Here is a 19,341-nt window from a genome sequence, read left to right on the forward strand (position 1 = left end):
GTGGCTGCTGTGCTGATCGTCGGCGCGGACGAGGCCTTGGGGCTCGAGACCTCCCGCCTGCTCACGTCCGCGGGACACACCGTGGTCGCCGAGGGTGCGGACCTGGACGTGCTGATCATCGACGCGGGCGCCCCGCGCGAGTTCGAGAGCGCACTCGTCGAGGTGGTCCGGGTGTTGCAGTCGCACCTGCCGGCGCTGGAACGGTCGGCGGCGCCGGTCGTGGTGATCACCGGGCACGACGCACTGGCCAGGGCGGTCGCCACCCTCGTCGCCGTCCGCTATGCCGATTCGTTCCCCCGGCTGCGGATCAATGGTGCCGGTCCGGACGCGGCGGTGATCGCGCGGACGGCGCAGATCGGGCCTTCTGGACCTTCGGGCGCCTACTTCGAGGCGGTGTAGCGCTTCCGGGTCGTGGTGGCGGCGGGTTGTTCACGCTCTACCCGGCGGCGCGGCGGCAGCGCACGCAGGAGGAGGCGCAGCAGTTCGGTGAAGAGAAGGCGCCAGTGCAGCCGGGCGGGCCCTACGCGCTAGAACGGCTTGGGCAGCAGCAGCCGGACCAGCGACGCACGATCGTCAACGTGCTGTGCGCCTACCTGCGGCTTGCCGGAGGCGACACCGGGAGCGACGGCGAGTGGTTCTCGCTGGTCAGGACGAGGTGCGCTGAACCGCCTCGTCCACCGACCCCACGATCGTGAACACCAGGTCGAGCCCGGTCGCCTCGATCGGGCGCAACGCCGCCCTCGTCGACGCGACGACCACGAACTCGACCCCGGCCTTCGCGGCCCGTTGCTGCCCCAGCACCAGGGCCTCGAGGCCGGCCGAACCGAGGAACCGCACTCCGCCGAGGTCCACGACGAGAGCCCTCAGGCCCTCCGTCACGTGCTCGTCGAGCGGCCCGGTGAGCTCGCCGCTGGACGTCGTGTCGAGCTCGCCGGACACCTGCAGCACGACGACGTCGGGCGCGATCCGGTCGACGACCACGGTGGCCAGGGCGGAGGGGTCGGGCACGCTGTCTCCCTTCAAGAGAATGTCAGCACCCCACGTTAACGCGGGGCGGTGGCGCCATCCAACGCCCCCTCAGCGACGTGCGGCCCGCGACCTGCGCCGCGTGCACGTGCCGGGTCAGGCGGGCGTGCAGTTCGTGGCACGCGGTGAAGCCGAGTCGGACGTCGTCCGGCGGGCACTGGACGGGCAGCAGCTGGGCGAACGGGTCGCCGCCGATGGTGTCGACGGCGGTCAGGAAGCCGACGAGGGCGCCGACCAGGCGGCGGTGCTGGCCGAACAGGGCCAGCGCGTTCACCAGGGCGAGGGTGGGGGCGGGCATTTCGTCCACGCCGGCCGCCGGGGTGACGTCGCGAAGCGTCACGGAGAACAGCACCGAGTGGGTGCGTTCGGAGCGGGGGCCGTACGCGTCGCCGTGGAGGTCGCGCAGCACCGAGCGCATCTCGCGGCGCGGCTGCCAGAACGCGTGGTGCCTGCGGAGCTCGGCGAGGCCGTCGGCCGAGAGAGCGGCGGGGGAGGTGACCTCGGTCAGCGACCTCAGCGCGTCCTCCCAGCGGGACTCGAGCGCGGCGTGGAACTGGGCCAGGGCCGGGTGTTCGTCCCAGCCGGCGGCGACGTCGTCGAACCCGCCGGTGCGCAGCTCGTAGCAGATCCACAGCGACAGCTGCAGGTCGTCGTCCTGCCAGGCGTCCCTGGTGCCGCCGCTGACGAGCAGCGCGGGCACGGGCGGGGGAGGCAGGCGCAGCGCCGCGACCAGGGCTGAGCTCATGTGGCCGCGGGGAGCGGGGAGGCGCATCAGGTTTCCTCACGCGTTCGGGCGATCAGCATGTCCACAAGGGACTCGGGGTCCGGGCAGCGTCGTTGCCGAGCGGCACCGCAGCCGTTGTGGCGCAACCAGTCCAACTGCTGCTCCACAGTAGACAGAGTGCCACGATCGCGCAGCGCGACCTCGACGTGCTCTACGAGCGACACTGCCCGGTCGAACGCGGGGGAGAGTTTTCCGGTGTGTGGATCGGCGGCCAGTCCGTCGACCCCGTCGCGCGACGCCCGCCAATATGCCGCCCGCAGCACGGAATCGTCCACCCGCCCTTCGGAGGGTTCCGTCACGACGAGGGCCCGGATCAGCTCCGCGAGAACCGCGACTTCCGTTGCCAGCTGCGGAATGTCCGCGACGCGCACCTCAACCGTCGGATGATCAGCCGATGGGCGGACGTCCCAGTACACCATCGCCCTGTCCATCAACGCTTCCGAGCTGATCAGCGCCTGCACGGTCCGGTCGTAGTCGGCGGGCCCGCGCCACCACGGCGGTGGCCCGCTCACCGGCCAGCGCGACCACACCATCGACCGCCAGCTCGCATAACCGGTGTCCTCCCCCTGGTAGTAGGGGGAGTTCGCGCTCAACGCCAGCAACGTCGGCAGCCACACCCGCAGCTTGTTCGACGCCGACAGCGCTTCGGCCTTCGATGGAACGCCCACGTGCACATGGAGTCCGCACGCACCCGTTCCGGTCACGAGTCTTCGGTGGGAGTACTCGATCCGGTGATACCGCGGGTCATCCGATCCGGGAGGCGGACCGGCCTCGCCGATCGGCGGCATGCCCGTCGCCACGAGCCGGCACCCGGCCTGGTCGGCGGCGTCCACGAGCACCCGGCGTCCCAGCCGGACCTGCTCGGACATCTCCTCGAACGACGACGTCACCCCGGTGGCGATCTCGATCTGGAACGGCGTGAGCTCACCCTGCACGTCGAGGTCGCCAGGCGCGCGCGAGATCTCCCGGACGCGAGGTGCCAGCGCTACCGGCCGCCGCGACTCGGGGTCCACGAGCAGGAACTCCTGCTCCACACCGACCGTGTAGTGACTCATCGGCGAGCGGGTACCCGCGTTCCACAGAGATCAATCTTGGAGTGACCAGATGAGACTGCGCCGCAGCATCACCGCAGGTCCGGGCTGGACGCGCCGCAAGCACGGCGCCGGTTTCCGCTACCTCGCGGTCGACGGCACGACCCTGCCGAGGACCGACGCCGACCGGGTGAAGGCCCTCGTCATCCCGCCCGCGTGGCGCGACGTGTGGATCTCGCCGCACCCCAACGGCCACATCCAGGCCGTCGGCTACGACGACGCGGGCAGGCGCCAGTACCTCTACCACGAGCAGTGGCGCGCGGACCGGGACACGGAGAAGTTCGACCGCGTGCTGAAGCTCGCCCCGAAGCTCAAGGCCTTCCGCGAGCAGGTGGAACGGGACATGAGGTCGCGCGGCCGGCCGCGGTTGCTGGGCATCGCACTGCACATGCTCGACCTGGGCATCTTCCGCGTGGGCCACGAGGAGTACGCCGAGGAGAACGGCACCCACGGCGTGGTGACCCTGCTCTGCGAGCACCTGAACGTCCGCGGCGACCGCGTCCGGTTCACCTTCCCCGCCAAGTCCGGCGTCGAGGTGGACCAGGAGATCACCGACCCGCCGCTCGCGAGGGCCGTCCGGTCGCTGCTGCGCGGCCGGACCCCGGACTGCCGCGTCTTCGACCTCACCGCCGACGACGTCAACGACCGCTTCCGCGAACTCGTCGGCGACGAGTTCAGCGTGAAGGACCTGAGGACGTGGCACGCCACGGTGTTCGCCGCCCAGGCGTTCGCCGAGGCCCTGGAGGAACGCGGGAGGCCGTCGAAGCGCGCGGTCAGCGCGGTGATGAAGGAGGTGTCCGAGGACCTCGGCAACACGCCGTCCGTCGCGCGGAAGTCCTACGTGGATCCGCGCCTGGTGGAGGCGTTCGAGCACGGCGACGTCATCGGCAGGGGAGACCCGGAACGCGCGGTGCTCCGGTTGCTCAGGCGGGCTTGACCACCGGGGCCTTGTCGCACTGGCGGCACCAGGCAGCGCCCTGCGCTGCCGCCAGGCACGCGAAGCCGGCGAGGAAGTGCAGCGCGTTGGAGCCCGGGTTGACGTTGAGGAAGTTCACGACCTGGTCGTCGTAGCGCGCCAGGCCGAGCCCGAACATCACCAGGAACAGCATCGCGAGCAGCAGCCCGGTGCTGGTCAGCGCCTTCAACCGCGCGTACGACCCCAGCAGCGCCGCGCCGAAGACCAGGTGGATCACGTTCTGCAGCGGGTTGACGCGCAGACCGAGGATCCAGGTGTCGGCTTCGCTCGCGAACGGCGAGAAGCCGGTCACGACGAAGCCCGCCAGACCCCAGACGACGAGCAGCGCGCCGGTGCTGATCGCCAGCTTCTGGGGCCACCGCAAGCGGTTCATGAGAGCAGTATCGCCAGAACCGGACATTCCCGCTCGCTCATTTCACTCCTCCGCCAGCAAATCGTGCCGCAGCTGGTCCAGTGACTTGGTGAGCAGCCGGGACACGTGCATCTGGGAGATGCCCACGCGACGGGCTATCTCGGTCTGGGTGAGGCGGCCGAAGAAGCGCAGGACGACGATCGTGCGTTCGCGGCGGGGCAGACCCCGCAGCATGGGCTGCAGGGCCTCGTGGATCTCGACGCCCTCCAGCGCGGGGTCGTCGACGGTGGAGCTCTCCAGGTCCTCCAACGGCGCGAAGGCGATGTTCTTCTCGATGCGCAGGCCTTCGTAGACGTCGGTGAGCGGGATCCGCAGGTGCCGGGCGATCTCGGAGGGAGTGGGAGATCGCCCGGTGCGGTGCGACAGTTCGGCGGTGGCTCCGTCGATCGAGTCGCACAGCTCCTTCAGCCTGCGGGGCACGCGCACGGCCCAGCACTGGTCGCGGAAGTGGCGCCGCACCTCGCCGGTGATCGTCGGCACGGCGTAGGACAGGAAGTCCGTCTGCCGGCCGACGTCGAACCGGTCGATCGCGTTGATCAGGCCGACCGCGGCCACTTGCGCGAGGTCTTCCATCGGCTCGCCGCGTTCGCTGAAGCGGCGGGCGATGTGCCGGGCGAGCGGGAGGTACTCGCGCACCAGCCTGTCTCGCATCATGTAGTAGTGCGGCGAGTTACGGGCGGTGCGGCCGAGTTCCTCGAACGCCGCGTGCTGGTCCGGCGTCAACGCGCACCGCGATCAGACCTGGGGCGGCGGCGTCACGTCGCCACGCCACGCGCCGGTCTCGGTGCCGCGGTTCTCGATGAACTCCTTGAACCGCTTGAGGTCGCCTTCGACCCGGTGGCCGACGACGCCGAGCGCCGCGCCCGCCTTCTCGGTGAAGGTCTCCGGGTGGTACTCCATCTGGACGTGCACCCGCGTGGTGTCGTTGTCGAGCCGGTGGAACGTGACCACGCCACCCTGCGGCGCGCCGTCGACCGTGGTCCACGCGACCCGCTCGTCCGGGTGCTGCTCGGTGATCTCCGCGTCGAACTCGCGGACGATGCCACCGATCTTCGTGGTCCAGTGCGTCTTCGTCGGCGTGAGCTGGTCGATCTTCTCGACGCCGTCCATGAACGCCGGGAAGGATTCGAACTGGGTCCACTGGTTGTAGGCCGTGCTCACCGGCACGTGGACGTCCACCGACTTCTCAATGGTGGTCACGAAACCTCCTCCTTCATCTTGGTGTCGGAAGGTGAGTACCCGCGTCACGCGCCGTTACACATCCGACATATGTCCATTGAGGACGGTCACGCTGCGTGGTGCACCAATCGCGATCTGCACATCACGAAATCGCCCACAGTGGTCAAACCGCTCTGTGATCCACGTCTCACGAGCGGCATACTGCGCGGTATGTCACACGCCCCAACGAGGAGGCGCTGGTGCTCGAAGCGAACAACCTCGAGGTTGTCTACGACGACGTGATGCTGGTGCTGCGGGGCGTGAGCCTGAAGGTGCCCCGAGGCAAGGTCGTGGCACTCCTGGGTGCCAACGGAGCAGGCAAGACGACGTTGATGAGGGCCTTCAGCGGGCTCCTCGACGTGCACGACGGCAAGGTCACCAAGGGCTCGATCACCCTCGACGGTGAACCGATCCACCGCCTCTCACCGGCGAAGATCGCGGACCGCGGCATCAAGCAGGCGCTGGAGGGCCGCCGCATCCTGGCCGAGCTCACGGTCGAGGAGAACCTCAGGGTCGGCGGGCACGCCAGGCCGAAGAGGCTCAGCCACAACCTCGAACGCTGCTACGAGCTGTTCCCGCGGCTGCAGGAGAGGCGAAGACAGAGCGCGGGCTACCTGTCCGGCGGCGAGCAGCAGATGCTCTCGATCGGCAGGGCGCTGATGTCGGAACCGTCCTACCTGCTGCTGGACGAACCCAGCCTCGGCCTCGCGCCGCTGCTCGTGCAGCAGATCCGCGACCTCGTCGTGAAGATCAACGAACAGGGCACCACGGTCCTGCTGGTCGAGCAGAACGCCAGCATGGCGCTCTCCATCGCCGACCACGGCTACGTGCTGGAGACCGGCAAGGTCGTGATGGACAAGCCGGCGGACGCACTCCTCGCCGACGACGACATCCGCGAGTTCTACCTCGGTCTCGGCACCTCCTCGTTCCGTGCGGTCAAGCACTACAAGCGCAGGAAGCGGTGGTTGTCTTGAGCGTTCTGGAAGTCAGCGAGATCCGGCTCGCGTTCGACGGCGTCATCGCCGTCGACACCGTGTCGTTCACCGTCGAGGAAGGCGAGCTCTTCGCCATCATCGGCCCGAACGGCGCCGGCAAGACGTCCATCTTCAACGTCCTGAGCGGTGTCTACCGGCCGCAACGCGGCACCGTGCGGTTCCACGGCGACGACCTGGTCGGCATGCGCCCGCACAGGATCGCCGCCCGCGGCATGGCCCGCACGTTCCAGAACATCGAGCTGTTCTCCCACCTCACGGTCGTCGACAACCTGATGCTGGGGCGCCACAACCACATGCGGTACGGCGCGCTGTCGGCGTTCCTCTGGCTCGGTAGAGCGCGCAACGAGGAGCTCAAGAACCGGGCCGCGGTCGAGGACGTCATCGACTTCCTGGAACTGGAGCAGTGGCGCCGGTTCCCGGTCGGCCTGCTGCCCTACGGCGTGCAGAAGCGCGTCGAACTCGGCCGTGCGCTCGCCATGGAACCCAAGCTGCTGCTGCTCGACGAGCCGGTCGCCGGCATGAACGTCGAGGAGACCGAGGACATGGCGCGGTTCATCCTCGACGTCCGGGAGGAGCTGAACATCCCGATGATCATGGTCGAGCACGACATGGGCCTGGTCATGGACCTGGCCGACCGCGTGATGGTGATGGACTTCGGCCGCCCGATCCGCACCGGCACACCCGCTGAGGTGCAACAGGATCCGGACGTCATCCGCGCGTACCTGGGCGAGCAGCACAAGAGCGTGACGCCATGACGACGACCGTGGTGACGCGCGTGCGAGACCGCGCTGCCGAGACCCCCGACCAGGTCGCCTTGCGCGCCAAGGACTTCGGCATCTGGCAGGAGGTCACCTGGTCCGGCTACTGGGCGAACGTCGAGCTCGTCGGGCACGCCCTGCTGGCGTTGGGACTCCAGCCGGGCGAACGGGTCGCGATCCACGCCGAGAACCGCCGCGAGTGGCTCTACGCGGACCTCGGCGCGGTCGCCGCGCGGGGCATCACGGTCGGCCTCTACCCGACGAACCCAGCCTCCGAGGTCGCCTACCTCCTGTCGCACTCCGGCGCGCGCATCCTGATCGCCGAGGACCAGGAGCAGGTCGACAAGGCGTTGCTGGTGCTGGAGGACACGCCCGACCTGGAGTGGATCGTCTACCTCGAACCACGCGGGATCAGGGGCCGCTACGACAACCCGAAGCTGATGGCCTGGGACGACTTCCTGGCACTGGGCGCCGCCCACCGCGACGAGTTCGGCGGCGAGCTCGCCGAGCGGATGGCGGCGACCGCGCCCGAGGACGTCATGACGTTGATCTACACGTCCGGGACCACCGGGCCGCCCAAGGGCGCGATGCTCACCGTGGCGAACGTCGAGTTCGCCGTCCACGTGCTGGTGGAGGGCGGCGGTTTCACTTCGCCACCGCCGTCCTCCGCCGACGTCACGCTGTCGTACCTGCCGCTGTGCCACGTCGCCGAGCGCATCTTCACGACGTGGTTCAGCGCGGCGAGCGGCGTGTGCGTCCACTTCGCCGAGTCGATCGAGACGGTGCAGGCGAACCTGCGCGAGGTCCAGCCGACGATCCTGTTCGGCGTCCCACGGATCTGGGAGAAGGTGCTGGCGGGCGTCAAGATCGGCGTCTCCAGCGCGTCCTGGACCAAGCGCACGACCACCCGGTTCTGGTTGCGCAGAGCCGAAAGCATCGGCGAGACGCTGGTGCGGACCGGCGGCAAGCACACCAGCCGAAGCCGGTTGATCTACGCCCTGGGCTGGCTCTTCTGCTTCCGCGCTTTGAAAGCCCGGATCGGCATGCGGCACGTCCGGTACGCCGCCTCGGGTGCCGCGCCGATCGCCCCGGACGTGCTGAAGTTCTTCATGGGCATCGGGGTGCCGATGCACGAGGTCTACGGCATGACCGAGAACACCGCCGTGGCCACCGGGAACCGGCCGGGCCGGGTCAGGCTCGGCACCGTCGGCGAACCGCAGCCCGGCACCGAACTGCGGATCGACGACGAGACCGGCGAGGTGCTCACCAGGCACGGCGGCACGTTCGCCGGCTACTGGCAGGACCCCGAGGCCACCGCGCGGGTCCTGAGCGACGGCTGGCTGCACACCGGCGACGTCGGCGAGTGGGTCGACGGCACGCACGTGAAGATCACCGACCGGATGAAGGACATCATCATCACCGCGGGCGGCAAGAACATCGCGCCGTCCGAGCTGGAGAACGCGCTCAAGACCTCCCCGTACATCAAGGAAGCGGTCGTCATCGGCGACCAGCGCGCGTACCTCGTGGCGTTGATCGGCATCGAGTACGAGACCGTCGGCCACTGGGCGCGGCAACGCAAGATCACCTACACCACCTACCGGGACCTGTCGGAGAAGGCCGAGGTCCTGGAGCTGGTGCAGAAGATCGTGACCGAGACGAACGGGAAGTTCGCCCAGGTCGAGCAGATCAAGAAGTTCCGGATGTTCCCCAAGGAGCTCGACCACGAGGACGGCGAGCTGACCGCGACGCAGAAGGTGAAGAGATCCGCGCTGGGCAAGATGTTCGACGACCTCGTGGAGAGCATGTATGGATGAGTTTCTCCAGTCGTTGATCCGGGGTCTCGGCACCGGGTCGATCTACTCGCTGCTCGCGCTCGGCTTCGTGATCATCTACAAGTCGACGCAGGTGATCAGCTTCGCGCAGCCGGCGTTCATGCTGGCCGGTGCCGTGCTGGTCTCGTACCTCTCGCCCGCGGTGACGTTCGCGGGCGCGGTGGTCGTGGCGGCCGTGGTGATCGCGGTGCTGGCGCTGGGCGTCGAACGCGCGGTGTTGCGGCCGATGGTCGGCAAGCCGGTGTTCGTGGTCGCGATCATCACCATCGGCGTGGACGTCGTGGTCCGGGTCGTCACCAACGCGTTCATCGGTCTCGACGTGCGGCAGGTCGGCGACCCGTGGGGGTTGAACACCGTCGGCTTCCTCGGTGCCGAGGTGCAGCAACGCTATCTGGTGATGATCGCGACGACCGCCGTCGTGACGGGCGTGCTGTTCCTGTTCTTCCGGTACTCGCGGATCGGTCTCGCCATGCGGGCCGTCGCCTACGACCAGGAAGTCGCGCTGGCACAAGGGGTTTCGGTCGGGTCTGTGTTCGCGCTGTCGTGGGCGCTGGCCGGCGGGCTCGCCGCGCTGGCCGGGGTGTTCGTCGCCACGGGTGCCGGGGTCGACCAGCAGCTGTGGATCGTGGCGCTGAAAGCGTTGCCCGCCATCATCATCGGCGGCCTGGAGTCGCTGGGCGGGGCCGTGGTAGGCGGGCTGACGGTCGGGGTCGTCGAGTCGCTCTTCGGCACGTACCAGAACGACTTCGCGCCGTGGCTCGGCCCGAACTTCGGGCTGGTCGCGCCGTACGCGTTGATGCTGCTCGTGTTGCTCGTCAGACCGTACGGACTGTTCGGCAAGAAGGAGGTGGAAAGGCTGTGAAAGGTCGTCCTGAGCTCTACACCTCTTACGGGCAGGACATGGCGTTCCTGAACACGCGTCCCAAGCGCGCGTGGACGGTCGGGCTCGTCGTGTTCGCGCTCATCATGCCGTTCATGATCACCGACGACCTGCTGCAGTTGCTGGCAACGGGGTTCGTGGCGGCGATCGGCGCGATCGGGCTGAACATCGTCACCGGCTACGCGGGCCAGGTCTCGCTGGGCCACGCGTTCTTCCTCGCGATCGGCGCCTACACGGCCGCGGCGTTGTCCGGTCCCGAGACGGGACGGGTGATCGGGTTCGGCATCACCTCGTTGCCGATCTGGCTGCTGGCCGCAGGTCTGGTGGCCGCGTTCTTCGGCGTGCTGGTCGCGCCGGTGGCGGTGCGGTTGCGCGGCCTCTACCTCGCGATCGTGACGCTGGGGCTGGTCTTCCTGGGAGAGCACGTCTTCAAGGAGTGGACGTCGCTCACCGGCGGCCCCGGCATCGGGCGACCGGCGGCGGTTCCCGAGCTCTTCGGGGTGCGGCTGGACCAGAGCAACTCGGTGTTCACCGCCGCACAAATGCTCTACCTGCTGATGTTCGTGCTGCTGGTGATCTTCGGCGTGCTGGCGCGCAACCTCGTGCGGTCGCGGGTCGGGCGGGCGTTCGCGGCGGTACGAGACCGGGATCTGGCCGCGTCGGTCATCGGCGTGGACCTGACGAAGTACAAGGTGCTCGCGTTCGCGGTGTCCTCGTTCTACGCGGGTGTCGCGGGCGCGTTGTTGTTCGTGGTGAACGGGTTCTTCGATCCCGGCTCGTTCAACCTGCTGTTGTCAGTGCAGTACATCGCGATGGTGCTCATCGGCGGCGCGGGCACCATCTCCGGAGCGATCATGGGCGCGCTCTTCATCACTCTGCTGCCACGCATCACCAGGGAACTGCCCGCGGTGCTGCCGTTCATCAGTGGTGACGCGACCGGCGTGATCACGGTCTTCCAGGTGGAGGCCGTGCTCTACGGCGTGCTCATCATCGTGTTCCTCATCGTCGAGCCACGCGGGTTGTTCGGCATCTGGGTCCGCGTCCGCAACTACTGGCGCACCTGGCCGTTCTCGTACTGAGGAGATTCCCCATGCATGGTAAGAGAGTCGCGGTAATTTTCGTGGGGGCGTTAGCCCTGGCATCGTGCCGAGGATCCGACGGCGCGGCGCCGCAGGAGGGCACGGGCGGCATCAAGGTCGACGTCGGCGTCACGTCCGAGGCGTGCCCGAACGCCGTCGACAAGGCCAAGGGCTGCATCTACCTGGGCACCATCTCGGACCTCACCGAGGGCCCGTTCAAGACGCTGGCCGTGCCGATCACCGACTCGCAGAAGGCGTTCTGGAAGCGCGTCAACGACAAGGGCGGCATCGGCGGCTACGAGGTCGACGTCTCCAAGTACGTCAAGGACAACAAGTACAACCCGCAGATCCACAACCAGGTCTACCAGGAGATCAAGGGCAACGTGCTGGCGCTGACCCAGACCCTGGGCTCGCCGACGACCGCCGCGATCCTGCCGGACATGAAGAACACCAAGATGGTCGCGGTGCCGGCGTCGTGGACCTCGTTGTGGGGCTTCGAGGACGGCGTGCTGGAGTCCGGCGCGAACTACTGCGTCGAGTCGATGAACACCGTCGACTACGCCGTCGAGAAGATGGGCGTGAAGTCCGTGATGGCCGTGCACAACGCCGGTGACTACGGTGACGACGCGGCGGCCGGCGCGAAGATCGCGGCGGAGAAGCGCGGGCTGACGTTCGAGAACGTCACCACCCAGGCGGGCCAGGACAACCAGGGCGGCGCGATCGACGCGGTGGTGTCGAAGAAGCCGGACCTGGTCGTGCTGACGACCGGCCCGACGGACGCGGCCGTGATCATCGGCCAGGCCGCGGCCCGCGGCTTCAAGGGTCGCTTCATCGGCACCTCGCCGACGTGGAACCCCGGTCTGCTGAAGTCGCCCGCCGCGCCGGCGATCAAGGCGCTGTACATGCAGTCGGCGCCGTGGAAGTCGTGGAGCACCGAGTCCGTCGGCCACACCGCGATGCGCGCGGCGCTGCCGGGCGTGACGCCGAACGACGGCTACACGGCCGGCTGGGTGTGGGCCTATCCGCTCAAGGCGGCACTCGAGAAGGCCGCTGCCAACAAGGACCTGACGCGGGCCGGTGTGCTGAACGCTGTGAAACAACTCACCTCTGTGGACTACGAGGGGATGCTCCCTTCGGGTGCAGGTAATTTCTCCGCTTCGCCCCAGGACGCACTGTTCCGTCAGTCACTCATCTACCGGCCCGACGACGCGTCCCCGACCGGAGTTTCCCTGGTGGAGGACTTCTTTACCGGTTCAACGGCCAAGGACTTCAAGTTCGACAAGCCGTGCTACCAATGAACCGAACGGGTGATGCCCGACCCTGACAGTCGCGATCTCTGACTAGTGTCGGGGGTGAGCCCCTTAGGAGGTCGTTAGCGGTGTTGTCGTGCGTCGAGGTTCGCCGATCCGCTGGAGGGCTCCGGTTGTTCGTCCGTCCCCCGGCCGCGCTGAGCTGGAACGCGCGGCTGGGGTACGAGCGGGTGTCGGAGTTGCTGGAAGCGATTCGTCAGGTCGAGTCCTGCACGGTGCCGGACGTGGCACTGACGTTCGTGCCCGACCAGCGCACCGGTGAAGCGGTGCTGAAGTGCGAGACGGGAACGGTCGTGCTGGACGCGGGCGAGGTGGCCACGCTGTCCACCGCGTTGCGCGCGCACATGCCGGACCGGATGAGGCCACTCCCGGCCTAGGTCAGTTTTGCCGCAAGCCACTCCGTGCGGGTGCGCCGCGCCCGCACGGAGAGCGCGGCTTCGGGGAAGATCGCGTCGAACCCGTGGAACCCGCCTGCCCAGGTGTGCAGCTCGGCATCGCCACCGGCCGCCCAGATCCGCGAGGCGTAGGCGACGTCCTCGTCCCGGAACACCTCGGCCGTTCCCGTGTCGATGTAGGTGGCGGGTAGGCCGGCCAGGTCGTCGGCCAGAGCCGGTGACACGTAACGGGAAACGGTCGTGCTTTCGCCGAGGACCGAACGCCAGCCGAACTCGTTCATCTCCCGCGTCCACACGCCCGGCTCGCCGGAGTGCTGCCTGCTCGACGTGGAGTCGTTGCGGTGGTCCAGCATCGGGCAGACCAGCACCTGCGCGGTGATCTCCGGGCCGCCGAGGTCGCGGGCCATCAACGTGACTCCAGCAGCTAGTCCGCCACCGGCGCTGATGCCCGCCACGACGAGCTTCTCGGCACCGAGGTTCTCGGCCGTCCACAAGAGACCGCGGTAGCAGTCGTCGACGAGCGTGCTGCCGGTCGCCTCCGGGGCGAGCCGGTGCTCGACGGTGACCACGGCGACGCCGAGCTCCGCGAGCCACTGCAACGGGATGTCGATCTGCGAGAACCGGTCGCCCATCACCATGCCGCCGCCGTGGATCCAGTAGACGCACGCGGTCGGCGTGATCCCCTTGGGGCGGAACACGGTCAGCCCGATCTCGCCGACCGTGACGTCCTCCCGTCCGGCGTCGGTCCGGACCGGTGGCGACGGCATCTGGCGGATCAGCTGGAGCATCTCGGGCGTCAGTTCGGTCGACAGCGGCATGTCGGCGAGGAGGGTGCGCAGTTCGGGGTCGAGGGCGAGGGACATCAGAACGCCGCCTTGCCGCCGACGGGCAGCTCGTCCAGGTACGCGGACTCGCCGTCGAGCAACGTCCCCAGCTTCGCCACCAGCGCCTGCGCCTCATCGCTCGCGAAGAACGCGCGGTGCGCCTCGGCCGTCGTCCAGCCCTCGGTCACGTAGATGACGTCCGGGTTCGCGGTGGACCGGCCGACCAGGAAGACCACGCAGTCGTCGTTGGTGAGCGACGGGGCGTCGAGCAGGAACTCGACGACCTCGTCGCCCTTGCCCTGCCGTGCGGTCAGGGTGGCGTGGAAACCGTGCTGGACGATCATCTGTTCCTACCTCTCGTCGTTCTGGCGATGTCTCAATCAGACCGCCTGAGCTGGGGAGAGGGGAGATCGATGCTGCCGCGCCCTTGCCTGATCCTCCCGGGTCAGCTGATCGGCGCCGGTGAGCTGGCCTCGGGCACCAGGATCGCCGCGCTGCCGGAACCGTCCGCCGGCACCGACCACACGTCGTTCAGCCCGTCCTCGCGCTGCAGCGAGTAGGCGACGGTCCTGTCGTCCACCCACGCGGGCTGGTCGTCGACGCTGCGGGTCTCGGCCAGCTCGGTGATCCTGCGCGTCGCGAGGTCCACGACCGAGACGCGCCAGCCCTTCTGCGGGTCGCCCTCGACCGCCTTCTTGTAGGCGATGCGGGTGCCGTCCGGGGAGAGCGACGGGCACTCGACGTTGTCGAAGTCGGTGAGCGGCTTGACCTTGCGCGCGGCGAAGTCGCCTTCGAGCAGGTAGCGGTGGCCGCCGGTGGACATGGTGGCGTAGAAGCGGTTGTCGTCGGCGGTGAAGGTGACGCCCCAGTAGTTCGTGTCGACCGGGCGCTGCGGCATGCCCTCGACGGTGAACTCCTCCAGCGACGTGACGAGCGTGTCCGTCTTCGTGTCGTAGATGCCGGTGCTGGTGGAGAAACCGTTGGCGGCGTAGGAATGGCCGTCGACGAACAACGTCCAGGCGACCATCCGGCCGCTCGCCGACACCCGCGTGCGGTTCGGGAAACCGGTCAGGGGCACGGTCTTCAGCTCTTCGAGATCGCGGTCGAGCACCGCCAGCTCGCCGGCCTTCAACGCGCCGACCGGCCGCAGGCACGAGATCGTGCCCGCCGCGGAGTACACGCGGTCGCAGTTCTGCGCGGTCACCTCGCGGGATCCGGCGGGATCGGTGCGCGAGACGGTGGAGAGCTTGCCGTTGCTCAGCACCATCAGCCGTGGTCCGCCGCCGGACGGCACGGACTGCGCGGCGTTGTCGGGTGCGGCGCCGGAGAGCGCGGTGTAGCCGGCGGCGACACCGCCGAGCAGCACGGCGGCGGTCAGCGTGATCAGCAGGCGCTTGTTCATGAGCGGCGACGTCCCAGCAGTGCGGCGGTGGCGATCAGGGCGAGGACGACCGCGACGGCGGCGATCCTGGTGGCGGTCTCGGGGCTGGTGAACTGCCACGCGAGACCGAACAGCACGGACGAGCCGAGGTAGGCGAGCGCCTGCCCGCTCTGGATCAGCGCGATCCCGGTGGTGCGCAGGCGTTCCGGCAGCACCGGGCCCGCCAACGCCATCAGCACGCCGTCCGTGCAGGCGTAGAACACGCCGTACAGCAGCACGACCAGCACCAGCAACGGCCAGCCGCCGATCGGCCCGTGCAGCAGCAGGTAGACGCCGGTCAGCGCGCCGTACCCGGCCAGCATCACCTTGAGACGGCCGACGCGGTCGGCCAAAGCGCCCAGCGGTGCGGCGAGCAGCAGGTAGACGAGGCTCGTGCCGACCGCGAGCAGCGGGAACCAGCCGAACGCCAGCCCCTCGCGCTTCTGCAGCAACAGGTACACGAACCCGTCGCCGATCGTGACGAGCCCGAGCAGCGACGCGGCCAGCACGATCTTCCGCACGGCCGGGTCCTTCAGCAGCGCGAGCTTGAGAGGTTCCTTGCGCTCCACCGGTTCCGGCCGGTCGCGCACGTACAGCACGAGCACCAGCACACCGAACGCGGCGATGCAGAAGCTCACCACGAACACGGCGTCGAACGACTGGGCCGACGCGGCGAGCACGGCCATCGCGACGAGCGGCCCGGCGAACGCGCCGATGCCGTCCATCGCCCGGTGCACGCCGAACGCCCGCCCGAGGTCACCGCTCGGCGTCGAGAGCGTGATCAACGCGTCCCGTGGCGCGGTGCGAAGTCCCTTGCCCGCGCGGTCGGCGGTGATCACGACGCCGAGCGCGGTCAGCGAGTTGCCCGCCGCGAGCAGGCCGAGCTTGGCCACGGCGGAGAGCCCGTACCCGAAGCCCGCCACGGCTTTGCGGCGGTTCGTGCGGTCGGCGAGGTAGCCGCCCGCGAGTCTGAGCAGGGTGGTGGCGCCGGTGTAGACGCCGTCGATCAGCCCGTACGCGGCGGGGCTGAGCTGGAGACCGATGACGAGGTACAGCGGCAGGATCGCGGCCACCATCTCCGACGACACGTCGGTGATGAGACTGACCGTGCCGAGCGCGAAGACGTTGCCGCTCAGCCCTTTCCAGTTCGCCGTCTTGGGTTTGTCGATCGTGGACAGGTACATCATCGGCCTCCAGCGGCTAGCCGTCAGTGACAGTTGGTGGTGCCGCTGTCGGTGTAGGTCTTGCCCGCCTCGGGGACGAACTGCCAGTCGAAGCTGTTGCTGTGCAGCGTCAGCTTCAGCACGCCGCGGGTGCCGGTGTTGCGGGCCTCGCTGTTGGGCCTGATCGTGCCGAAGCCGTACGCGCCCGCGCCGCCCATGCCCGCGACGAACGACCGGATGCCACGCGAGTTGTCCAGCGCACCGCTGGGGTTCTGCGGGGCGAACCGCTCGTACTGGTGGTTGTGCCCGGTGACGACGACGTCCGCGTTGTAGTCGTACAGGGCCTGGAACAACGGCCGGGTGGCCGTCGAGGGCGCGTGGTTGGCACCGCTGGTGAACAGCGGGTGGTGCCAGTACGCGGCCGTGCACGGCTTCGTGCTCGCCGCCAGGTCCTGACGCAGCCACTGCTCCTGCGCGCTGCCCGCCGACATGCTGATGTTCGAGTTCAGCGACACGATGTGCCAGTTGCCGAGGTCGTAGGAGTAGTAACCCCGGCCGGACGGCCCGGCCTGCGCGCCGAAGTAGTTGTAGTACCCCGTGGCGCCACTGGTGTTGTAGTCGTGGTTGCCGGGCGAAGGCTTCGTGCGCGCCTTGTGCCGGCCCCACGTCGGTTCGTAGTAGTTGGCGAACTCCGAGGCGGTGCCGTTGGTGTAGACGTTGTCGCCGGTCGTCCAGACGGTGCCCTGGATGTTGTCCAGCAACGCGGCCGTGGCGGTGTCACCCGAACCCGAGTCGGCGATGTCGCCCGCGCCGACCCACACCGGGTCGCCGGGAGGCGGCGTCGTGCCGTCGGTGACCACGAGCTGAGGTGCCGTCGTGGAACCGGACTCGCGCGAGTCGTAGTCGGCGCCGTCCGAGCTGCTCGACGTGATGCCGATGCTGTACGTGCCGTTGCCGGTGACGTAGCTCGACACGTCGACCTCGTACCAGGCGTTGCGCACGACCGAGCCGATCGACCCGAGCGTGGCGCCGTCGATCGCGGGCTGGTTGTTCCAGGTGACCGCGGTCTCGGTCCAGCTGACGTTGGACATCGCCCGGAACGTGCCGCCGTTCGGGCTCTCCGCGCCGGAGACGTCGTCGGTGTGGATGCGCAGCTTGGCGTTGCTGACGCCGCCCGAGATGCCGGAGACCGTGAACTTGAGGAACGTCCGCTTGACCGGCGAGTTGTCGATGCCGAGCTGGCCGGACGTGCCGAAGTTCGTGCCCGTGGACCCGTTGTCGACGTAGGTGTCGGCGGTGGGGGTGAACGTGGTGGTGGCAGCGTGAGCTGCGGTGGAGGCGGTGAGAGTGGCCGCCGTGACGATGACGGTGGAGAGCACGGCTATGGGAGCCCTGCGACGTGACATGCCTGTCCTTGTGGTGGTGGGCGGACATGGGCCGTCGGGAAGGGTAGAGCCGAATCGTTCGGTGCCTGATGTTCGTTCGGCGGCGGTTGGGTGAACGGCGAGCGAATGACGTTATTGCGGTATTTCCGCGTGCGTCCGGCACTCCGTCACTACATGGGAGTCGAGGTCTGCGACCCTCGCTGGCTCACCGCCGTGCCCGGAGCCGAGCTCGTGGTCGCGCTGGACGAGGTCGCGGTGCACGCCGCCGAGGGGCATCGGGTGACGGTGCTGATCGACCTGGTGCCCGACAACGTTGCCATGCTGCGTGGACTGGCCACGGAAGCGGTCGGGGAAGGCGCGCGGAAGGTGCGGGTGCGGCCGCACGGCGTGGATCGCGTCGATCTCGTCTACGCGGCGGTGGAACTGGGGCGTGTGGCCGAGGACGACGCCGTGGAGGTGCAGTTCGACGTCACGTCCGCGGCGTTGCTGCGCGCCGACCCCTCCGCGTTCGTGCGGGCGGATCCGTTGGTGGTGCTGGAGGACGGGACCGTGGTGCCGATCTGCGCCGGGCTCGCGGAGTACGCGCTGGGACGGCTGGGGTCACTCGACGAGCTGCTGGAGGAGTGGGATCCCGAGCCCGTCCGCGACCTCTGCCGGGTGGCGCTGACGCGGGCGCTGGCCGACACCGGGCCTCTCGTGTCGTGGTACGAGCACCTCACCCGGACCGCAGCTGAGATGCGGGGCGGGTGTTGATCACCAGGTCTTCTGTGACGCCGCATTCCTCCGCTCGCGCGCAGCCGTAGTTCAGCCAGTCGAGCTGGCCGGGTGCGTGCGCGTCGCTGTCGATGGAGAAGGTGCAGCCGGCGTCGACGGCGAGGCTGAGCAGCCTTCGCGGCGGGTCGAGGCGTTCCGGCCTGGAATTGATCTCCACGGCCGTGCCGTGCTCGGCGCAGGCTTCGAAGACCCTGGCCGCGTCGAACTGCGACTCCGGCCTGCCCTTGCCCACGACCAGACGTCCGGTGCAGTGGCCGAGGATGTCGACGTGCGGGTTCTTCACCGCGTTGATCATGCGCCTGGTCATGTCGGCCCTGGGCATCTTGAGTTTCGAGTGGACGCTCGCGACGACGACGTCCAGGCGTGCCAGCAGGTCCTCGTCCTGGTCCAGGCCGCCGTCGTCGAGGATGTCGACCTCGATGCCGGTGAGGATCACGAACGGTGCCAGTTCCTCGTTGAGTGCTGCGATGACTTCCAGCTGCTTCTCGAGCCGCTCCCTGGTCAGTCCATTCGCGACGGTCAGGCGCGGGGAGTGGTCGGTCAGGACCATGAACTCGTGGCCGAGGTCGCGGGCCGCCTCCGCCATGTCCCTGATGGGGCTGCCGCCGTCGGACCAGTCGGAGTGCACGTGGCAGTCGCCCCTGAGCTTCGACCGCATCTCCTCGCCGCCGGTGATGTCGACGTGCCGGAGCTTCGCGAGGTAGGCGGGTTCGCGGTTGGCCAGCGCGTCCACGACCACGCCCGCGGTCGACTTGCCGACGCCCTTGAGATCGGTGAGCGTACCGAGCTTCGCGCGTTTCTCGACGTCGGCGGGATCCAGGTCGGCGAGGACGGCGGCCGCGTTGCGGAACGCCTGGACGCGGTAGGTCGGCTCGCCCGCCCGTTCCAGGTGGAAGGCCACCTGCTTCAACGCCTTGACCGGATCCATACCCCTTCCTACCCCATCGGACGGGTGCGTGCGCTGCGTACGGGGTTCCGCGACAGATAAGCGTTCGGCGTTGGGGCAGCCGGTTCGCGTC

22 protein-coding genes are annotated in these 19,341 nt (G+C 68.7%); 10 read left to right on the forward strand and 12 right to left on the reverse strand.

Going from position 1 to position 19,341, the window contains the following annotated elements; genetic code table 11:
* Entirely contained in the window at window positions 1-399 is a 399-nt protein-coding gene (locus ACQEU1_RS37685) for a hypothetical protein (RefSeq protein WP_433213040.1), read from the forward strand.
* Between the two features lie 246 nt (window positions 400-645).
* On the opposite strand, the gene ACQEU1_RS37690 is transcribed toward ACQEU1_RS37685, so the two are convergent.
* The 3 genes from ACQEU1_RS37690 to ACQEU1_RS37700 are packed head-to-tail and all read right to left on the reverse strand — an operon-like array spanning window position 646 to window position 2,865.
* Window positions 646-1,008 (reverse strand): STAS domain-containing protein, encoded by a 363-nt coding sequence (locus ACQEU1_RS37690; RefSeq protein WP_433213043.1) that lies wholly within the window; start codon window positions 1,006-1,008, stop codon window positions 646-648.
* A gap of 22 nt (window positions 1,009-1,030) precedes the next feature.
* Window positions 1,031-1,798, reverse strand: a complete 768-nt coding sequence (locus tag ACQEU1_RS37695; RefSeq protein ID WP_433213046.1) for an iron-containing redox enzyme family protein — start codon at window positions 1,796-1,798, stop codon at window positions 1,031-1,033.
* A complete protein-coding gene (locus tag ACQEU1_RS37700) occupies window positions 1,798-2,865 on the reverse strand; it encodes a carboxylate-amine ligase (protein WP_433213049.1) in 1,068 nt (355 codons plus the stop codon). The genes ACQEU1_RS37695 and ACQEU1_RS37700 overlap by 1 nt, the downstream gene beginning before the upstream one ends.
* A gap of 49 nt (window positions 2,866-2,914) precedes the next feature.
* On the opposite strand from ACQEU1_RS37700, the gene ACQEU1_RS37705 reads away from it, so the two are divergent.
* Window positions 2,915-3,838, forward strand: coding sequence for a DNA topoisomerase IB (locus tag ACQEU1_RS37705; protein ID WP_433213052.1), 924 nt, complete (start codon window positions 2,915-2,917; stop codon window positions 3,836-3,838).
* Here ACQEU1_RS37705 and ACQEU1_RS37710 read toward each other — a convergent pair.
* The 3 genes from ACQEU1_RS37710 to ACQEU1_RS37720 are packed head-to-tail and all read right to left on the reverse strand — an operon-like array spanning window position 3,825 to window position 5,489.
* Window positions 3,825-4,250 (reverse strand): DUF4383 domain-containing protein, encoded by a 426-nt coding sequence (locus ACQEU1_RS37710; RefSeq protein ID WP_433213055.1) that lies wholly within the window; start codon window positions 4,248-4,250, stop codon window positions 3,825-3,827. The two genes, ACQEU1_RS37705 and ACQEU1_RS37710, sit on opposite strands and share 14 nt — an antisense overlap.
* Window positions 4,251-4,292: 42 nt before the next feature.
* On the reverse strand, window positions 4,293-5,012 hold the full coding sequence (locus ACQEU1_RS37715) for a SigB/SigF/SigG family RNA polymerase sigma factor (protein WP_433213058.1): 720 nt from the start codon (window positions 5,010-5,012) through the stop codon (window positions 4,293-4,295).
* Between the two features lie 12 nt (window positions 5,013-5,024).
* A complete protein-coding gene (locus ACQEU1_RS37720) occupies window positions 5,025-5,489 on the reverse strand; it encodes an SRPBCC family protein (RefSeq protein WP_433213061.1) in 465 nt (154 codons plus the stop codon).
* Between the two features lie 218 nt (window positions 5,490-5,707).
* Between ACQEU1_RS37720 and ACQEU1_RS37725 the strand changes: the two genes are divergently transcribed.
* From ACQEU1_RS37725 to ACQEU1_RS37755, 7 genes are all read left to right on the forward strand, one after another.
* A complete protein-coding gene (locus tag ACQEU1_RS37725) occupies window positions 5,708-6,481 on the forward strand; it encodes an ABC transporter ATP-binding protein (RefSeq protein ID WP_433213064.1) in 774 nt (257 codons plus the stop codon).
* Entirely contained in the window at window positions 6,469-7,257 is a 789-nt protein-coding gene (locus ACQEU1_RS37730) for an ABC transporter ATP-binding protein (RefSeq protein ID WP_433213067.1), read from the forward strand. Before ACQEU1_RS37725 ends, ACQEU1_RS37730 begins: the two co-directional genes overlap by 13 nt.
* Window positions 7,254-9,074: an AMP-dependent synthetase/ligase gene (locus ACQEU1_RS37735; RefSeq protein ID WP_433213070.1), complete on the forward strand. Its 1,821-nt coding sequence runs from the start codon at window positions 7,254-7,256 to the stop codon at window positions 9,072-9,074. Before ACQEU1_RS37730 ends, ACQEU1_RS37735 begins: the two co-directional genes overlap by 4 nt.
* Entirely contained in the window at window positions 9,067-9,954 is an 888-nt protein-coding gene (locus tag ACQEU1_RS37740) for a branched-chain amino acid ABC transporter permease (RefSeq protein ID WP_433213073.1), read from the forward strand. Before ACQEU1_RS37735 ends, ACQEU1_RS37740 begins: the two co-directional genes overlap by 8 nt.
* Complete coding sequence (locus ACQEU1_RS37745; protein WP_433213076.1) at window positions 9,951-11,051, forward strand: branched-chain amino acid ABC transporter permease; 1,101 nt, start codon at window positions 9,951-9,953, stop codon at window positions 11,049-11,051. Before ACQEU1_RS37740 ends, ACQEU1_RS37745 begins: the two co-directional genes overlap by 4 nt.
* A gap of 41 nt (window positions 11,052-11,092) precedes the next feature.
* Window positions 11,093-12,349 (forward strand): ABC transporter substrate-binding protein, encoded by a 1,257-nt coding sequence (locus ACQEU1_RS37750; RefSeq protein ID WP_433213079.1) that lies wholly within the window; start codon window positions 11,093-11,095, stop codon window positions 12,347-12,349.
* 125 nt (window positions 12,350-12,474) lie between these two features.
* The gene (locus tag ACQEU1_RS37755) at window positions 12,475-12,738 is read left to right on the forward strand and encodes a hypothetical protein (protein WP_433213082.1); all 264 of its coding nucleotides are present in this window, start codon (window positions 12,475-12,477) and stop codon (window positions 12,736-12,738) included.
* Here the strand turns inward: ACQEU1_RS37755 and ACQEU1_RS37760 are convergent.
* From ACQEU1_RS37760 to ACQEU1_RS37780, 5 genes are all read right to left on the reverse strand, one after another.
* Entirely contained in the window at window positions 12,735-13,619 is an 885-nt protein-coding gene (locus ACQEU1_RS37760) for an alpha/beta hydrolase (protein ID WP_433213085.1), read from the reverse strand. The two genes, ACQEU1_RS37755 and ACQEU1_RS37760, sit on opposite strands and share 4 nt — an antisense overlap.
* The gene (locus tag ACQEU1_RS37765) at window positions 13,619-13,924 is read right to left on the reverse strand and encodes a putative quinol monooxygenase (RefSeq protein WP_433213088.1); all 306 of its coding nucleotides are present in this window, start codon (window positions 13,922-13,924) and stop codon (window positions 13,619-13,621) included. Before ACQEU1_RS37765 ends, ACQEU1_RS37760 begins: the two co-directional genes overlap by 1 nt.
* A gap of 101 nt (window positions 13,925-14,025) precedes the next feature.
* Entirely contained in the window at window positions 14,026-14,982 is a 957-nt protein-coding gene (locus ACQEU1_RS37770; RefSeq protein WP_433213091.1) for a TolB family protein, read from the reverse strand.
* Window positions 14,979-16,184, reverse strand: coding sequence for an MFS transporter (locus ACQEU1_RS37775; RefSeq protein WP_433216967.1), 1,206 nt, complete (start codon window positions 16,182-16,184; stop codon window positions 14,979-14,981). The genes ACQEU1_RS37770 and ACQEU1_RS37775 overlap by 4 nt, the downstream gene beginning before the upstream one ends.
* A gap of 23 nt (window positions 16,185-16,207) precedes the next feature.
* Window positions 16,208-17,569: a CBM96 family carbohydrate-binding protein gene (locus tag ACQEU1_RS37780; RefSeq protein ID WP_433213094.1), complete on the reverse strand. Its 1,362-nt coding sequence runs from the start codon at window positions 17,567-17,569 to the stop codon at window positions 16,208-16,210.
* 153 nt (window positions 17,570-17,722) lie between these two features.
* Between ACQEU1_RS37780 and ACQEU1_RS37785 the strand changes: the two genes are divergently transcribed.
* Entirely contained in the window at window positions 17,723-18,301 is a 579-nt protein-coding gene (locus ACQEU1_RS37785) for a hypothetical protein (protein ID WP_433213097.1), read from the forward strand.
* Here ACQEU1_RS37785 and ACQEU1_RS37790 read toward each other — a convergent pair.
* Window positions 18,264-19,250, reverse strand: a complete 987-nt coding sequence (locus ACQEU1_RS37790; protein WP_433213100.1) for a PHP domain-containing protein — start codon at window positions 19,248-19,250, stop codon at window positions 18,264-18,266. The two genes, ACQEU1_RS37785 and ACQEU1_RS37790, sit on opposite strands and share 38 nt — an antisense overlap.
* Window positions 19,251-19,341: the final 91 nt, after the last annotated feature.

Source organism: Lentzea sp. CA-135723 (assembly GCF_050936595.1).
In the GTDB taxonomy this organism is placed as follows: Bacteria; Actinomycetota; Actinomycetes; order Mycobacteriales; family Pseudonocardiaceae; genus Lentzea.

Bases quoted from the DNA above. Each gene is read 5' to 3' on its own strand.
- ACQEU1_RS37695 (WP_433213046.1), bottom strand. From the start codon at position 1,798: ATGCGCCTCCCCGCTCCCCGCGGCCACATGAGCTCAGCCCTGGTCGCG.
- ACQEU1_RS37700 (WP_433213049.1), bottom strand. From the start codon at position 2,865: ATGAGTCACTACACGGTCGGTGTGGAGCAGGAGTTCCTGCTCGTGGAC.
- ACQEU1_RS37705 (WP_433213052.1), top strand. From the start codon at position 2,915: ATGAGACTGCGCCGCAGCATCACCGCAGGTCCGGGCTGGACGCGCCGC.
- ACQEU1_RS37710 (WP_433213055.1), bottom strand. From the start codon at position 4,250: ATGAACCGCTTGCGGTGGCCCCAGAAGCTGGCGATCAGCACCGGCGCG.
- ACQEU1_RS37735 (WP_433213070.1), top strand. From the start codon at position 7,254: ATGACGACGACCGTGGTGACGCGCGTGCGAGACCGCGCTGCCGAGACC.
- ACQEU1_RS37740 (WP_433213073.1), top strand. From the start codon at position 9,067: ATGGATGAGTTTCTCCAGTCGTTGATCCGGGGTCTCGGCACCGGGTCG.
- ACQEU1_RS37760 (WP_433213085.1), bottom strand. From the start codon at position 13,619: ATGTCCCTCGCCCTCGACCCCGAACTGCGCACCCTCCTCGCCGACATG.
- ACQEU1_RS37765 (WP_433213088.1), bottom strand. From the start codon at position 13,924: ATGATCGTCCAGCACGGTTTCCACGCCACCCTGACCGCACGGCAGGGC.
- ACQEU1_RS37770 (WP_433213091.1), bottom strand. From the start codon at position 14,982: ATGAACAAGCGCCTGCTGATCACGCTGACCGCCGCCGTGCTGCTCGGC.
- ACQEU1_RS37775 (WP_433216967.1), bottom strand. From the start codon at position 16,184: ATGTACCTGTCCACGATCGACAAACCCAAGACGGCGAACTGGAAAGGG.
- ACQEU1_RS37780 (WP_433213094.1), bottom strand. From the start codon at position 17,569: ATGTCACGTCGCAGGGCTCCCATAGCCGTGCTCTCCACCGTCATCGTC.
- ACQEU1_RS37785 (WP_433213097.1), top strand. From the start codon at position 17,723: ATGGGAGTCGAGGTCTGCGACCCTCGCTGGCTCACCGCCGTGCCCGGA.
- ACQEU1_RS37790 (WP_433213100.1), bottom strand. From the start codon at position 19,250: ATGGATCCGGTCAAGGCGTTGAAGCAGGTGGCCTTCCACCTGGAACGG.